11 protein-coding genes are annotated in these 14,723 nt (G+C 68.6%); 9 read left to right on the top strand and 2 right to left on the bottom strand.

The genetic code is table 11. From position 1 onward, the window contains the following. Positions 1-27 precede the first annotated feature (27 nt). Positions 28-762, top strand: a complete 735-nt coding sequence (locus I7X18_RS16380; RefSeq protein ID WP_193043124.1) for a hypothetical protein — start codon at positions 28-30, stop codon at positions 760-762. A gap of 65 nt (positions 763-827) precedes the next feature. Here the strand turns inward: I7X18_RS16380 and I7X18_RS16375 are convergent, their stop codons facing one another. Both I7X18_RS16375 and gabT read right to left on the bottom strand, forming a co-directional pair. After that, complete coding sequence (locus tag I7X18_RS16375) at positions 828-2,261, bottom strand: gamma-aminobutyraldehyde dehydrogenase (RefSeq protein WP_193043123.1); 1,434 nt, start codon at positions 2,259-2,261, stop codon at positions 828-830. A gap of 45 nt (positions 2,262-2,306) precedes the next feature. Next, positions 2,307-3,647 (bottom strand): 4-aminobutyrate--2-oxoglutarate transaminase, encoded by a 1,341-nt coding sequence (gene gabT, locus I7X18_RS16370; protein WP_193043122.1) that lies wholly within the window; start codon positions 3,645-3,647, stop codon positions 2,307-2,309. 366 nt (positions 3,648-4,013) lie between these two features. Between gabT and yajC the strand changes: the two genes are divergently transcribed. The 8 genes from yajC to I7X18_RS16330 all read left to right on the top strand — a co-directional run bounded on the left by yajC (position 4,014) and on the right by I7X18_RS16330 (position 14,651). Next, entirely contained in the window at positions 4,014-4,367 is a 354-nt protein-coding gene (yajC, locus tag I7X18_RS16365) for a preprotein translocase subunit YajC (RefSeq protein WP_193043950.1), read from the top strand. A gap of 86 nt (positions 4,368-4,453) precedes the next feature. Beyond that, positions 4,454-6,250 (top strand): protein translocase subunit SecD, encoded by a 1,797-nt coding sequence (gene secD / locus I7X18_RS16360; protein WP_193043121.1) that lies wholly within the window; start codon positions 4,454-4,456, stop codon positions 6,248-6,250. Positions 6,251-6,252: 2 nt separating this feature from the next. Further along, a complete protein-coding gene (gene secF, locus I7X18_RS16355) occupies positions 6,253-7,557 on the top strand; it encodes a protein translocase subunit SecF (RefSeq protein ID WP_193043120.1) in 1,305 nt (434 codons plus the stop codon). Positions 7,558-7,562: 5 nt separating this feature from the next. After that, positions 7,563-9,206 carry an ABC transporter substrate-binding protein gene (locus I7X18_RS16350; RefSeq protein ID WP_193043119.1) on the top strand — a complete coding sequence of 548 codons (1,644 nt, stop codon included), beginning with the start codon at positions 7,563-7,565 and terminating at the stop codon, positions 9,204-9,206. Beyond that, a complete protein-coding gene (locus I7X18_RS16345) occupies positions 9,188-9,763 on the top strand; it encodes an adenine phosphoribosyltransferase (RefSeq protein WP_193043118.1) in 576 nt (191 codons plus the stop codon). The genes I7X18_RS16350 and I7X18_RS16345 overlap by 19 nt, the downstream gene beginning before the upstream one ends. 42 nt (positions 9,764-9,805) lie before the next feature. Then, positions 9,806-12,205: a RelA/SpoT family protein gene (locus I7X18_RS16340; protein WP_193043117.1), complete on the top strand. Its 2,400-nt coding sequence runs from the start codon at positions 9,806-9,808 to the stop codon at positions 12,203-12,205. Positions 12,206-12,208: 3 nt separating this feature from the next. After that, entirely contained in the window at positions 12,209-13,945 is a 1,737-nt protein-coding gene (gene poxB, locus I7X18_RS16335) for a ubiquinone-dependent pyruvate dehydrogenase (RefSeq protein ID WP_193043116.1), read from the top strand. Between the two features lie 76 nt (positions 13,946-14,021). Next, a complete protein-coding gene (locus I7X18_RS16330; protein ID WP_232375255.1) occupies positions 14,022-14,651 on the top strand; it encodes a DUF1989 domain-containing protein in 630 nt (209 codons plus the stop codon). Positions 14,652-14,723: the final 72 nt, after the last annotated feature.

Below are 14,723 nucleotides of genomic sequence, written 5' to 3'. Positions count from 1 at the left end.
CTCGTTGCGCACAACAGAGGAGGCAACATGATCGGATCTGAGCGTCCGGCCCGTCCCCGGGGCGGCCGCATGCGGATCCCGCGCAGCCGCGGTGCGGCCAGCGGGTTCTTGCTCATCGTGCTCGGCCTGTGGGGTGCGCTCATTCCGTTCCTCGGGCCGTCCTTCGATTTCGCGTTCACCCCCGACCAGCCCTGGACCTGGACGAACGCCAGAGGCTGGCTGGAAGTGCTGCCCGGCGCGGTTGCCGTCGCGGGCGGTCTGCTGATGCTGACCTCGCGTAACCGTGCCACCGCCATGCTCGGTGGCTGGCTGGCCGTCGCCGCGGGTGCGTGGTTCGTGGTGGGTCGCGCACTGGCCGGTCCGCTCGGGCTGGGTAACCCCGGCACCCCGGTGGCCGGGACCGACACCAAGCGGGTATGGCTAGAGCTCACCTACTTCTACGGCCTCGGTGCGCTGATCGTGTTCCTCGGCGCGCTCGCACTCGGCCGCCTGTCGGTCCGCAGTGTCCGCGACGTCGAGTACGCACAGCGACCGCTGACCGATCACGACCAGTACGCGCAGCGGCCCCTGGTCACCGATGAGCACCACATGGGTGCACGGACGACGACGCAGACCGGCCCGCAGTCGGTGGCGCAGACCGGTCCGCAGCAGATGGGTGGCGCACCCACCGAGGTCGTCCAGCCTGGCCCGGGCCGGACGCGCAAGCAGGGACTGCTCGACCGGTTCCGCGGCGGGCGTAACCGTCCCATGGCCAACCACTGACGCGGTCGTAGAGAGATCCCGGTCGTCGGGAAACCCGAGGGGTGACGACCGGGATCTCTGCTGTCTCAGCCGATGTAGGCCATCACGTGCTTGATGCGGGTGTAGTCCTCCAGGCCGTACATCGAGAGGTCCTTACCGTGTCCGGACGATTTGAACCCGCCGTGCGGCATCTCGGCCACCAGCGGGATGTGGGTGTTGATCCACACGCAGCCGAAGTCCAGCGCCGCCGACACCCGTAGCGCCCGCGAGACGTCCTTCGTCCACACCGACGAGGCCAGCCCGTACTCGACGCCGTTGGCCCACGCGACCGCCTCGTCCTCATCGGAGAAGCTCTGCACCGTGATCACCGGGCCGAAAATTTCCTGCTGGATCATCCGGTCGTCCTGCAGCAGTCCGCCCACCACCGTCGGTGTGACGTAGAAACCCTTGTCGCCCTGGCGATTTCCGCCGGCAGCGACGGTGGCGTGGGACGGCACGTCCTCGAAGAACCCCAACACCCGGTCGAGTTGGTTGGCGTTGTTCACGGGCGGCACCCAGGCGTCCTCGTCGTCGGCCGGTTTGCCGAACGTCGTCGTCGCCGCCCTGGCCTGTTCGGCAAGGGCTTCGGTCAGGTCGGAGGCGATCCGTGCCGGCGCGAGCACCCGGGTGGCGGCCGTGCAGTCCTGGCCGGCGTTGAAGTAGCCCGCCGCGGCGATACCCTCGGCGGCCGCGGCGATGTCTGCGTCGTCGAACACGATCACCGGTGCCTTGCCCCCGAGTTCGAGGTGTGTGCGCTTGAGGTGGCCGCCCGCGCTGACCGCGACAGCCCGGCCGGCGGCGACCGACCCGGTGATCGCGACCATCTGTGGGGTCGGGTGGGCGACCAGGTTGGCGCCGGTCACGCGGTCCCCGGTGACGACGTTGAGCACACCGGGTGGCAAATGCTTGGCCGCGAGTTCGGCCAGCATCACCGTGGTGACCGGGGTGGTGTCGCTGGGCTTGATGACGACAGTGTTGCCCGCCGCGATGGCCGGGCAGATCTTCCAGATCGCCATCATCATCGGGTAGTTCCACGGCGCCACCTGGCCGATGACACCGACCGGTTCCCGGCGGATCCACGACGTGTGGTTCTCCATGTACTCACCGGCCGACTTGCCCTCGAGGACGCGGGCCGCCCCGGCGAAGAACCGGATCTGGTCGACCATGGGCGGGATCTCCTCGGCCATGGTCACGTGGTTGGGCTTACCGGTGTTACGGCCTTCGGCGGCAACGAGGCCTTCCGCGTTCCTTTCGACCTCGTCGGCGAAGTCGAGCAGCGCCTTCTGCCGCTGCGCAGGCGTCGTGCGCTTCCAGTCCTTGAACGCCGTCGACGCCGCGGCGTAGGCGTTGTCGATGTCGGCCTCGTTGGACACCGGCGCGGTGCCGTACTTCTCGCCGGTGCTGGGATCGACCAGCGGCATGGTGGCCCCACCGACGGAATCGACGAGTTCGCCGCCGATGAAGTTCTTGACCGTTGTCATGCATGCTCCTAGTCGTAGTCAGGGTCGCGTAGTCAGGGCGCGCAGTCAGAGGTCCCGCAACAGAAGGGCCAGCACGTCGAGCCCCTCGATGAGCAGCTCATCGCTGATGGCGAGCGGGGGCAGGAAGCGCAGCACGTTGCCGTACGTGCCGCACGTCAGCACGATGACGCCGGCGGCGTGCGCGCCGGAGGCCAGCGCCTTGGCGAGGTCGGCATCCGGTTCGGTGGTGCCCGGCTTCACGAGCTCGACGGCCACCATGGCGCCGCGACCGCGGACGTCGCCGATGCGGTCGTCCTCCGCCTGCAGCCGCCCCAGCCGGTCCTTCATCAGCGCCTCGATGGCGGCCGCGCGCTCGACCATGTTGTCGGACTCGATGGTCTCGATGGTGGCCAGCGCCGCCGCGCACGCGACGGGATTGCCGCCGTAGGTGCCGCCGAGGCCGGATACGTGCGGGGAGTCCATGATCTCGACCCGGCCCGTCACCGCCGACAGCGGCATCCCGTCGGCGATGCCCTTGGCGGTCACGATGAGGTCCGGCTCGATGCCTTCGTGCTCACATGCGAACATGCGGCCGGTGCGGGCGAAACCGGTCTGCACCTCGTCGGCGATGAACACCACGTCGTTGCGGCGGCACCAGTCGAGCAGGGTGGGCAGGAACCCGTCGGCAGGCACGATGAAGCCGCCCTCGCCCTGGATCGGCTCGATGATCACCGCGGCCAGGTTGCCCGCGCCCACCTGCTTGTCGATCACGTCGATGGCCCGGCGGGCCGCGAGTTCGCCGTCGGTGGCCAGCTCCTTGCCGAATTCGGCGTCGCGGAACGGGTAGGAGAGCGGGGCGCGGTAGATCTCCGGGGCGAACGGCCCGAACCCGTGCTTATAAGGCATCACCTTGGCGGTCAGCGCCATCGTCAGGTTGGTGCGGCCGTGGTAGGCGTGGTCGAAGGACACCACGGCCGATTTCTTGGTGTAGGACCGCGCGATCTTGATCGCGTTCTCGACCGCCTCGGAACCCGAGTTGAACAACGCCGTGCGCTTCTCGCCGCTACCCGGTGTGAGCCGGTTGAGGGCCTCGGCGACGGCCACATATCCCTCGTATGGCGTGACCATGAAGCAGGTGTGGGTGAACTGCGCGGCCTGGGCGCCGACCGCCTCGACGACGCGGGGCGCCGCGTTGCCGATCGTGGTGACCGCGATGCCCGAGCCCAGATCGATGAACCGGTTGCCGTCGACGTCCTCGACGATTCCACCCTGGGCGCGCGCCGCGTACACCGGCATGGTGGTGCCGACACCCCGCGAGACGGCGGCCGCCTTGCGGTCGATCAGCTGCTGCGACTTCGGACCCGGGATGGCGGTGGCGAGGTGGCGGCTCTGCTCGAGGGTGGTCACGTCAGGACTCCTGCGTCATGGTGGGGCGGCGGCGCTTGCACGCACGAGCCTAGTCGGCAGGGCCGCACCATGCGGCCGGATACGACCGTGGGAGGCGCGTCAAGCTATGGATTGCGCAGCCACGTCACCCGATTTGTGCGATTTGCGTCGATCTCCTGGTCCGGGCAGCCGTGCGCGGGGGCTCGCCGAAGCAGCGTCGTACCCGGTCACCGGCTCCGCTGAGCTGGCCTAACTGCCGCGGAGGCGACGGTGCATCCGGGGCGAGGGCCGGGCAATGGCACACTGGTCAACTACGAGGCGCCTGTTTCCGGGGGGATCACCAGGCGCCGTGACCGCGAATACCTCGACACGAAAGCGCTTGCCGTTATGGACTTGGTCGTATTCCTTCCCCTTCTCATCATTCTCGGCGCGTTCATGTTCTTCGCGTCGCGCCGCCAGAAGAAGGCCATGCAGGCCACCATCGATCTGCACGAATCGCTGCAGATCGGTGACCGTGTCCACACCACCTCCGGCCTGCAGGGCACCGTCACCGGCATCACCGACGACGACGTCCTGCTCGAGATCGCCCCCGGCGTCGTCACCACCTGGATGAAGCTGGCCGTACGCGATCGCATCGAGGCCGTCGACGAGCCCGAGGCCGACGACTCGACGCCCACCGAGATCTTCGACAGCCCCATCACGGAGACGGCCTCCGATCCGGACCGCTCCAAGCGAGACTGACCACACGACGACTGACAGAAGCACTCAGCAGCTGCACGTAGCCTTTGCGGTGCTGACGAACTGAACTCCGAGGGGACCCAAGCAACGTGGCATCGTCTTCGGCGCCGGTACATCCTGCCCGCTATCTGTCGCTCTTCCTGGTGCTTCTGGTCGGCGCCTTCCTCCTGGTCTTCCTGACCGGTGACAAGAAGGCTGACCCGAAGCTCGGAATCGACCTGCAGGGCGGTACCCGCGTCACCCTGACCGCGCGTACACCCGACGGCTCCCCGCCGAGCCGGGAGTCGCTGGCGCAGGCCCAGCAGATCATCAGCGCGCGTGTCGACGGGCTCGGGGTGTCGGGTTCCGAGGTGGTCGTCGACGGCGACAACCTCGTGATCACCGTTCCGGGTAACGACGGCAACGAGGCCCGCAACCTCGGTCAGACCGCGCGGCTCTACATCCGGCCGGTCGTGCACGCCATGCAGGCGCAACCGGCCGCGCAGCAGGGCGGCGAACAAGGGGCCCCCGGACAGCCGCAGCAGGCGCCGGACGGCGCACCCGGTGTGCCGGGGGTGCCGGGGGTGCCCGACATGGTGCCCCAGCCGGGCCCGCCCGAGGCACCGCCGGCCGGCACCCAGCCGGCCCCGCAGCCCGCCCCGCAACCCCGGCCCTATCCGCAGCAGCCGGCCCCGTCGCCGACCGACCCCGCACCGGCGCCCACCCCCGCGCCACCGGCTCCGGGCGGACCGGCCGCACCCACACCGGCACCGGGCCTGCCCAACGAGCGTGCCGACCTCGCGCAGCGCATCGCCGACGAGAAGCAGTTGCGGCAGAGCAACGACCCGTCGATTCAGCTGCTTGCCCTGCAGTTCCAGGCCACCCGCTGCGGTGAGGACGACGTGCTCGCGGGCAACGACGATCCCAACCTGCCGCTGATCACCTGCTCGACCGACGGGCAGACGGTGTACCTGCTGAACAAGTCGATCATCAACGGTGAGCAGATCGCCAACGCGTCGTCGGGTCTGGACAACCAGCGCGGCGAGTACATCGTCGACCTCGAGTTCAAGAGCGACGCCGCCCAGATCTGGGCCGATTTCACTGCCGCCAACGTCGGCACACAGACCGCGTTCACGATGGACTCCCGCGTGGTGAGCGCCCCCGAGATCCAGGAGGCCATCCCGGGCGGCCGGACGCAGATCAACGGGCGGTTCACCGCGGACTCGGCGCGTGAACTGGCCAACGTCCTCAAGTACGGCTCGCTGCCGTTGTCCTTCGAATCATCCGAAGCCGAAACAGTCTCGGCCACACTGGGACTCGCATCGCTGAAGGCAGGCCTGATCGCCGGTGCCATCGGTCTGGCGGCGGTGCTGCTGTACTCGCTTCTCTACTACCGCATGCTCGGCGCGCTGATCGCCCTGTCGCTGGTGGCCTCCGGGGCCATGGTGTTCGCGATCCTCGTGCTGCTCGGCCGCTACATCAACTACACCCTCGACCTCGCCGGCATCGCCGGTCTGATCATCGGTATCGGCACCACCGCGGACTCCTTCGTCGTGTTCTTCGAACGCATCAAGGACGAGATCCGCGAGGGACGGTCGTTCCGGTCGGCGGTGCCACGCGGTTGGGCCAGAGCGCGTAAGACGATCGTGTCCGGTAATGCCGTGACGTTCCTGGCCGCCGCGGTGCTCTACTTCCTGGCCGTCGGCCAGGTGAAGGGCTTCGCGTTCACTCTCGGGCTCACGACCATTCTCGACGTCGTCGTGGTGTTCCTGGTGACGTGGCCGCTGGTGTACCTCGCGTCGAAGACCACATGGCTGGCCAAGCCGAAGTACAACGGCCTCGGGGCGGTCCAGCAGATCGCGCGCGAACGACGGGCGGCCGCGCACGCGACCGCGGGACAGGGATAGCAATGGCGGCCAAATCGCACACCCCGGCGACCGGAACCTCGACGACGGCGCCGTCGACAACATCGACCTCGACGACAGCGACCTCGACGACGGCGCCCAAGCACGGATTCTTCGTCCGCCTCTACACCGGCACCGGCGCGTTCGAGGTCATCGGGCGCCGCAAGATGTGGTACGCGGTCAGCGGCGTGATCGTCCTGATCGCGCTCGCCAGCATCCTGATTCGCGGCTTCACCTTCGGGATCGACTTCGAAGGCGGCACCAAGGTCTCGATGCCCGTGGCGGGAGCCAACGGCAACGCCGACGTCACCCAGGTGGAGACCGTCTTCAGCGACACCCTCGGCAAGGCGCCGGAGTCGGTGGTCACCGTCGGCAGCGGCGACACCGCGACCGTTCAGATCCGGTCCGAGACGCTGACCAACGAGGAGGCCGCGAAGCTGCGCACCGCGCTGTTCGACCGCTTCCAGCCCAAGGGTGAGAACGGGCAGCCCAGCGAGCAGGCGATCAGCGATTCGGCGGTGTCGGAGACGTGGGGCGGGCAGATCACCGACAAGGCGCTGATCGCGCTCGGGGTGTTCCTGGTACTGGCCTCGCTCTACATCGGCTTTCGGTACGAGCGGTGGATGGCGCTCTCGGCGATGGTCACGCTGTTCTTCGACTTGATCGTGACCGCGGGGGTGTACTCACTCGTCGGCTTCGAGGTGAGCCCCGCCACGGTGATCGGTCTGCTCACCATCCTCGGTTTCTCGCTGTACGACACGGTGATCGTGTTCGACAAGGTCGAGGAGAACACGCAGGGCTTCGAACACACGACCCGTCGAACATTCGCCGAACAGGCCAACCTCGCGGTCAACCAGACGTTCATGCGGTCGATCAACACCAGCCTGATCTCGGTGCTGCCGATCATCGCGCTGATGGTCATCGCGGTATGGCTGTTGGGCGTCGGCACGCTGATGGACCTCGCGCTCGTCCAGCTGGTCGGCGTCATCGTCGGCACCTACTCGTCGATCTTCTTCGCCACGCCGCTGCTGGTCTCGCTGCGCGAACGCACCCCACTCGTGCGTGACCACACCCGCCGGGTGCTCAACCGGCGCAAGCCCGGCGGCAGGTCCGCTCCCGTGGCCGCGTCGCCCGAGACGCTCGAGGACGACGAACCGGAGAAGGTCTCGACCGCGTCGAACGCTTCAACCGCGTCGACCGTGACGACCACCCCCGTCGCCGAGAAACCGGCGCCCGGTGCGAAACCCTCCCGGCCCGCCGCCGGCAGGCCCAGCCGCCCCACGGGTAAGCGCAACCCCCGGGGCCGGTAGGCGGCATGCCTGCTCGGATCCGGCGGGCCGCGGCGGCGGCGGTAGTCGCGTCGTTGGCGGCGGCCGTGGTGTCGTCCTGCGGGGGCAGCGCCGCCGACGCGGTGGACTACGCCGTGGACGGCGCGCTGGTCAGCTACAACACCAACACCGTGGCCGGTGCGGCCTCCGGCGGCCCGCAGGCCTTCGCGCGCGTGCTGACAGGGTTCAACTACCACGGACCCGAAGGACAGATCGTCGGCGATCACGACTTCGGCACCATCGCGGTCGTCGGGCGCGCACCGCTGGTGCTCGACTACCAGATCAGCGACAAGGCGGTCTACTCCGACGGCAAACCGGTGACCTGTGACGATCTCGTGCTGGCGTGGGCGTCGCAGTCCGGGCGTTTTCCGCGGTTCGACGCCGCGAACCGTGGTGGCTACCGCGATATCGCGTCGGTCGACTGCGCACCCGGGCAGAAGCGGGCCCGGGTGTCGTTCGCGCCGGACCGCGGCCTCGTCGACTTCGGGCAGCTGTTCAGCGCCACAGCGCTCATGCCCTCCCACATCCTCGCCGACGAGCTCGGCGTCGACGTCACCGGGGCCCTGCAGTCCGGCGACCAGCCGACCGTCGAGCGCATCGCGGAGGCCTGGAACACCACCTGGAACCTGACCCCGGACGTCGACGTGAAGAAGTTCCCGTCGTCGGGCCCGTACAAGCTGGACTCGGTGACCGGCGAGGGCGCCGTCACGTTGGTCGCCAACGACAAATGGTGGGGCACCCCGCCGGTGACCAACCGGATCACGGTGTGGCCGCGCGGTGCCGACATCCAGGAACGCGTCAACGAGGGCGCCTACGACGTGGTCGACATCGCCGCCGGATCGTCGGGCATCCTCAACCTCCCCGAGGACTACGTCCGCGCCGACAGCGCGTCCGCGGGTGTCGAACAACTGATCTTCGCGCCGCGTGGACCGCTCGCCGCCCCGCCGGCCCGCCGCGCGCTGGCCTTCTGCACACCGCGCGACGTCATCGCCCGCAACGCCGAGGTCCCGATCGCGAACTCACGGCTCAACCCGGCCGACGAGGATGCCTTCAGCGCCGCGGAGTCCACGCCCGAGGTCGGCCAGTTCGGCGTCTCCAATCCCGCTGCCGCCCGGGGTGCACTGGCGAACCGGCCACTGACCGTGCGGATCGGCTACCAGAGCCCCAATGCCAGACTCGCCGCGACAGTCGGCGCCATCGCCAAGGCCTGTACGCCCGCCGGTATCACCGTGGTGGACGCCGCTGGTCCGGCCGTCAGCCCACAGACATTGCGCGCCAACGAAATCGACGTTCTGCTGGCCAGCACGGGCGGGGCGCCGGGCAGCGGTTCCACCGGGTCCTCGGCGTTGGACGCCTATGCGTTGCACACCGGGAACGGCAACAACTTGAGCGGATACTCCAACCCGCGCATCGACGGCATCATCGGGGCGCTGGCGGTCACGTCGGATCCGAAGGAACTCGCCCGGCTGCTGGGGGAGGGCGCACCCATGCTGTGGGCGGATATGCCGACCCTTCCGCTGTACCGTCAGCAGCGCACACTGCTCACCTCGTCGAAGATGTATGCGGTGAGCAGCAATCCGACGCGTTGGGGTGCAGGCTGGAACATGGACCGATGGAGGTTGTCGCAGTGACCGGCGGGCAGGAACGAAGTGACCGGGGGACAGGCACCGACATCAGCAAGGTGATCGAGTCGCTGATGCGCGAGGTGGCCGACTTCCCCCACCCCGGCGTCCAGTTCAAGGATCTGACCCCGCTGCTCGCCGACGCCGAGGGTTTGTCGGCGGTCACCGACGCACTCGCCGAGACGGCTGAGGGCGTCGACCTGGTGGCCGGCATCGACGCCCGGGGCTTCCTGCTGGGCGCTGCGGTCGCCCTGCGGCTGGGCACCGGAGTCCTGGCGGTGCGCAAGGGTGGCAAGCTCCCGCCGCCGGTGCACTCGCAGACCTACGACCTCGAATACGGCTCGGCCACGCTGGAGATCCCGGCCGACGGCCTCGACATCTCCGGGCGCACCGTCGTGATCATCGACGACGTGCTGGCGACCGGCGGTACGGTGGCCGCCACGCATCGACTTCTCACCAGCGGCGGCGCGACGGTGCGCAACGCCGCGGTGGTGCTGGAGCTGACCGCCCTGCGGGGGCGTGACGTGGTGCAGCCGCTGCCGGTCACCAGCCTCTACACGGTGTGAGGGATATCCTCGAGGTCTGCACGGGGACGAGGAGGTGTACTGATGGCTGACGACACGACCACGGCCGGACCGGTCACCGCACCGCTGCCGATCGTCGACGTCCCCGAACCCGCGACGCCGGACGCTCCCAAGGCCGACGCTCCGAAGGCCGACGCTCCGAAGGCCGACGCTCCGAAGGCATCGTCGAGCGCGTCGCGGCGCGTACGGGCACGCCTGGCCCGCCGGATGACCGCACAGCGCGGCACGGTCAACCCCGTGCTCGAGCCGCTGGTGGCGGTGCACAAGGAGTTCTATCCCAAGGCCGACCTGACGCTGTTGCAGCGCGCCTACGAGGTCGCCGAGCAGCGGCATGCCGATCAGATGCGCCGATCCGGTGACCCGTACATCACCCATCCGCTGGCGGTGGCCAACATCCTCGCGGAACTGGGGATGGACACCACCACGCTGATCGCCGCATTGCTGCACGACACCGTCGAGGACACCGGCTACACCCTCGACGCGCTGACCGCAGAATTCGGCGCCGAGGTAGGCCATCTGGTCGACGGCGTCACCAAACTCGACAAGGTGGCGCTGGGCACCGCCGCCGAGGGCGAGACCATTCGCAAGATGATCATCGCGATGGCACGCGATCCGCGCGTCCTGGTGATCAAGGTCGCCGACCGGCTGCACAACATGCGCACCATGCGGTTCCTGCCGCCGGAGAAGCAGGCCCGCAAAGCCCGTGAGACGCTGGAAGTCATTGCCCCCCTTGCTCATCGGCTGGGTATGGCCACGGTCAAGTGGGAACTCGAAGACCTGTCCTTCGCGATCCTGCACCCGAAGAAGTACGACGAGATCGTGCGCCTGGTCGCCGACCGGGCCCCCTCGCGCGACACCTATCTGGCCAAGGTGCGCGCGGAGATCAACGCCACGCTGAGCAAGTCCAAGATCAACGCCGTTGTCGAGGGCAGGCCCAAGCACTACTGGTCGATCTATCAGAAGATGATCGTCAAAGGCCGCGACTTCGACGACATCCACGACCTGGTGGGTGTGCGGATCCTGTGCGACGAGATCCGCGACTGCTACGCCGCGGTCGGCGTCGTGCACTCGCTGTGGCAACCCATGGCGGGGCGGTTCAAGGACTACATCGCCCAGCCCCGCTACGGCGTCTACCAGTCGCTGCACACCACCGTCGTCGGGCCGGAGGGCAAACCGCTGGAGGTGCAGCTCCGCACCCGCGATATGCACCGCACCGCCGAGTACGGCATCGCCGCGCACTGGCGCTACAAAGAAGCCAAGGGCCGCAACAGTTCACCGGCCGGTCACACCGCGGCCGAGATCGACGACATGGCGTGGATGCGCCAACTCCTCGACTGGCAGCGGGAGGCCGCCGACCCCGGCGAGTTCCTGGAGTCGCTGCGCTACGACCTCGCCGTTCAGGAGATCTTCGTCTTCACCCCCAAGGGTGACGTGATCACGCTCCCCGCCGGGTCGACGCCGGTCGACTTCGCCTATGCCGTGCACACCGAGGTCGGGCACCGCTGCATCGGCGCACGCGTCAACGGCCGGCTGGTGGCCTTGGAGCGCAAACTCGAAAACGGCGAAGTCGTCGAGATCTTCACCTCCAAGGCGCAAGGCGCCGGGCCGTCGCGCGACTGGCAGGGCTTCGTGGTGTCCCCGCGTGCGAAGGCCAAGATCCGGCAGTGGTTCGCCAAGGAACGCCGCGAGGAGGCGCTCGAAGCCGGTAAGGACGCCATCGGGCGGGAGGTGCGCCGGGGCGGACTTCCGTTGCAGCGCTTGATGAACGGCGAGTCGATGGCGGCACTGGCCCGCGAACTGCGCTACGCCGACGTCTCGGCGCTCTACACCGCGGTGGGCGAGGGTCACGTCTCGGCGCGGCACGTCGTGCAGCGGCTGCTCGCCCAGTTCGGCGGCGACGACGCGGCCGAGGACGAGCTCGCCGAACGGTCCACCCCGGCCACCATGCCGGTCCGCCAGCGCAGCACCGACGACACCGGCGTCTCGGTGCCCGGGGCGCCGGGGGTGCTGACCAAACTGGCCAAGTGCTGCACGCCGGTGCCGGGCGACCAGATCATGGGCTTCGTCACCCGGGGTGGCGGGGTCAGCGTGCACCGCACCGACTGCACCAACGCCGAATCCCTGCAGGATCAGGCCGAACGCATCATCGACGTGGAGTGGGCGCCGTCCCCGTCGTCGGTGTTCCTGGTGGCCATCCAGGTCGAGGCGCTCGACCGGCACCGGCTGCTCTCCGACGTCACCCGGGTGCTCGCCGACGAGAAGGTCAACATCCTGTCGGCGTCGGTGACCACGTCCAACGACCGGGTGGCGATCAGCCGGTTCACCTTCGAGATGGGCGACCCCAAACACCTGGGTTACCTGCTGCGGGTGGTGCGCAACGTCGAAGGCGTCTTCGACGTCTACCGCGTCACCTCAGCAGCCTGACCGGTGGCAACCGTCGCGCAGCACCTCATCTCGACCCTCGAGGCCAGCGGGGTGCGCCGGGTCTACGGCCTGCCCGGCGACAGCCTCAACGGCTTCACCGATGCGATCCGGCGGTCCGCGGCCATCACGTGGGAGCACGTACGCCACGAGGAGGCCGCGGCGTTTGCCGCGACCGCCGACGCCGCGCTGACGGGTCAGCTCGCGGTCTGCGCGGGGAGTTGCGGGCCCGGAAACCTGCATCTGATCAACGGTCTGTACGACGCGCAGCGCACGCGGGTGCCCGTGCTCGCGGTCGCCGCCCACATCCCGATCGGGGAGATCGGGTCCGGCTACTTCCAGGAGACGCATCCGCAGGAGCTGTTCCGCGAGTGCAGCGTGTACTGCGAACTGGTCAGCAACGCCGAATCGGCGCCCCGCATCTTCGAGATGGCCATTCGCGCCGCGGTCGAGGAGTCCGGGGTGGCCGTCGTGGTGGTCCCCGGTGAGGTCTTCCAGAGTCGGCTGTCGGCGGGGCGGTGGACCAACCGGCCGGTGGTGGCCAGCCGTTCGGTCATCCGTCCCGACGACGCGTCGCTGCGGCGCGCGGCGGACCTGCTCGACGCCGCGACACGGGTGACGATCCTCGGCGGGGCGGGGACCGCCGGCGCGCACGACGAGGTGGTGCGGCTCGCCGCGGCCCTGCAGTCGCCGATCGTGCACGCCTTCCGCGGTAAGGAGCACCTCGAGTACGACAATCCGTACGACGTCGGGATGACCGGGCTGCTCGGCTACGCCTCGGGCTACAAGGCGATCAAGGAAGCGGATCTGCTGCTGATGCTGGGCACGGACTTCCCGTATTCGCAGTTCTATCCCGAGGACGCCACGGTCATTCAGGTCGACATCCGCGGGAGTCATCTGGGCCGGCGCACCCCTGTCGATCTGGGGCTCGTCGGCACCGTCAAGGACACCGTTGAGGCGCTGCTGCCGCTGGTGGCCGGGAAATCCGACCGCACCCATCTTGACCGGTCGCTCAACCACTACCGGCGTACCCGCCGATCGCTGGACGGGCTGGCGGTCAACGACCGCGACCGCACACCGATCCGCCCGGAGTACGTCGCCGGCGTGGTGAACCGGTTGGCCGCCGACGACGCCGTGTTCACCTTCGATGTCGGGTCCCCGACGATCTGGGCGGCGCGGTATCTGACGATGAACGGCCGGCGGCGGCTGAGCGGTTCGTTCACCCACGGGACGATGGCGTGCGCGTTACCCCACGCGATCGGCGCGCAGACCGCCGACCGGGGCAGGCAGGTGATCGCGCTGGCCGGTGACGGCGGGCTGGCGATGCTGTTCGGCGAGCTCATGACGCTGTTGCAGAACGACCTTCCGGTCACGATGATCGTGTTCAACAACTCGTCGCTGAACTTCGTCGAACTGGAGATGAAATCGGCCGGCGTCGTCAACTACGCCACAGACCTGAAGAACCCGGACTTCGCCGCGGTCGCCGAAGCGCTCGGCATGTTCGGGCGCCGCGTCGAGCACCCCGGCGACCTCGAACAGGCGGTCGCCGACGCCCTGGCCCACGACGGCCCGGCGCTGGTGGATGTCGTGGTGGCCCGTCAGGAACTGACGATTCCGCCGGCGATCTCGGCCGAACAGGCGAAGGGCTTCACGGTCTACGCCATCCGCACCATCCTCGCCGGCCGCGGCGACGAGCTCCTCGACCTGGTCACCACCAACGTCGCCCGCCGCATCCTGGACTGACGCGGGGTCGGACCGCGGTCAGCGTTTCCATTGGCCGCCCACGGTCCGTGCGGCTTGAATAGCTGTCATGGAGTCCATGAACACGACGAGACGAACGGTGGTGCCCGCCGGCACCGGCTGGGCGGTGACCCTGCGACGGGGCGACCGTATACGGGTGATCGACGTAGAAGGCGGTCAGGTGGGCGACGTATTCGCCTTCGTCGCGGACGATCCGGCCGAACATCTGAGCGCCTCGCACACCCGTACGGCCACCAGCCGGCTGTTTCCCGCTGTCGGTGAACATTTCGTCACCAACCAACGCCGACCCATTCTGGCGTTCGTGGAGGACACCTCACCCGGTATCCACGACATGCTGATCGCCGCGTGCGACGCGGAACGCTACCGGGGCTACGGGCTGACGGGACATCCATCGTGCGCGGACAACTTACGAAAAGCACTGGAAACGCTTCAGATCGAGTTATCCGAGGTACCGCAGCCGGTGAACATCTTCATGAACATCCCGGTGGGGAACGGCGGTGCGCTGGCCTGGCTACCGGCGGCGACCAAGCCCGGCGATGCCGTCGTGTTCGAGGCGGCGCTGGACTGCGCCGTGGTGGTGTCGGCGTGTCCGATGGACCTCAACGGCATCAACGGGCAAAAGCCCACCCAACTCGCGATAGAAACCGCCGCGCCCGCAGCCGGACCGTCCGGAGGAGGGATCGTATGACGAAGCCACGCAGGCCGCCGACGAGATAGCGGACTATTACGCCGAATTCGCGTGTGGCGGATTCGGATCGGC

Source organism: Mycolicibacterium baixiangningiae (assembly GCF_016313185.1).
Lineage (GTDB): Bacteria > Actinomycetota > Actinomycetes > Mycobacteriales > Mycobacteriaceae > Mycobacterium > Mycobacterium baixiangningiae.
The sequence above is the reverse complement of the archived record's forward strand: the minus strand, read 5'-3'. Positions and strand labels throughout refer to the sequence as shown.

Excerpts from the sequence above, each read along its gene's own strand:
- I7X18_RS16380 (WP_193043124.1), top strand. The coding sequence starts at position 28 with ATGATCGGATCTGAGCGTCCGGCCCGTCCCCGGGGCGGCCGCATGCGG.
- I7X18_RS16340 (WP_193043117.1), top strand. The coding sequence starts at position 9,806 with ATGGCTGACGACACGACCACGGCCGGACCGGTCACCGCACCGCTGCCG.
- I7X18_RS16345 (WP_193043118.1), top strand. The coding sequence starts at position 9,188 with ATGGAGGTTGTCGCAGTGACCGGCGGGCAGGAACGAAGTGACCGGGGG.
- secF (WP_193043120.1), top strand. The coding sequence starts at position 6,253 with ATGGCGGCCAAATCGCACACCCCGGCGACCGGAACCTCGACGACGGCG.
- I7X18_RS16350 (WP_193043119.1), top strand. The coding sequence starts at position 7,563 with ATGCCTGCTCGGATCCGGCGGGCCGCGGCGGCGGCGGTAGTCGCGTCG.
- yajC (WP_193043950.1), top strand. The coding sequence starts at position 4,014 with ATGGACTTGGTCGTATTCCTTCCCCTTCTCATCATTCTCGGCGCGTTC.
- I7X18_RS16375 (WP_193043123.1), bottom strand. The coding sequence starts at position 2,261 with ATGACAACGGTCAAGAACTTCATCGGCGGCGAACTCGTCGATTCCGTC.
- I7X18_RS16330 (WP_232375255.1), top strand. The coding sequence starts at position 14,022 with ATGAACACGACGAGACGAACGGTGGTGCCCGCCGGCACCGGCTGGGCG.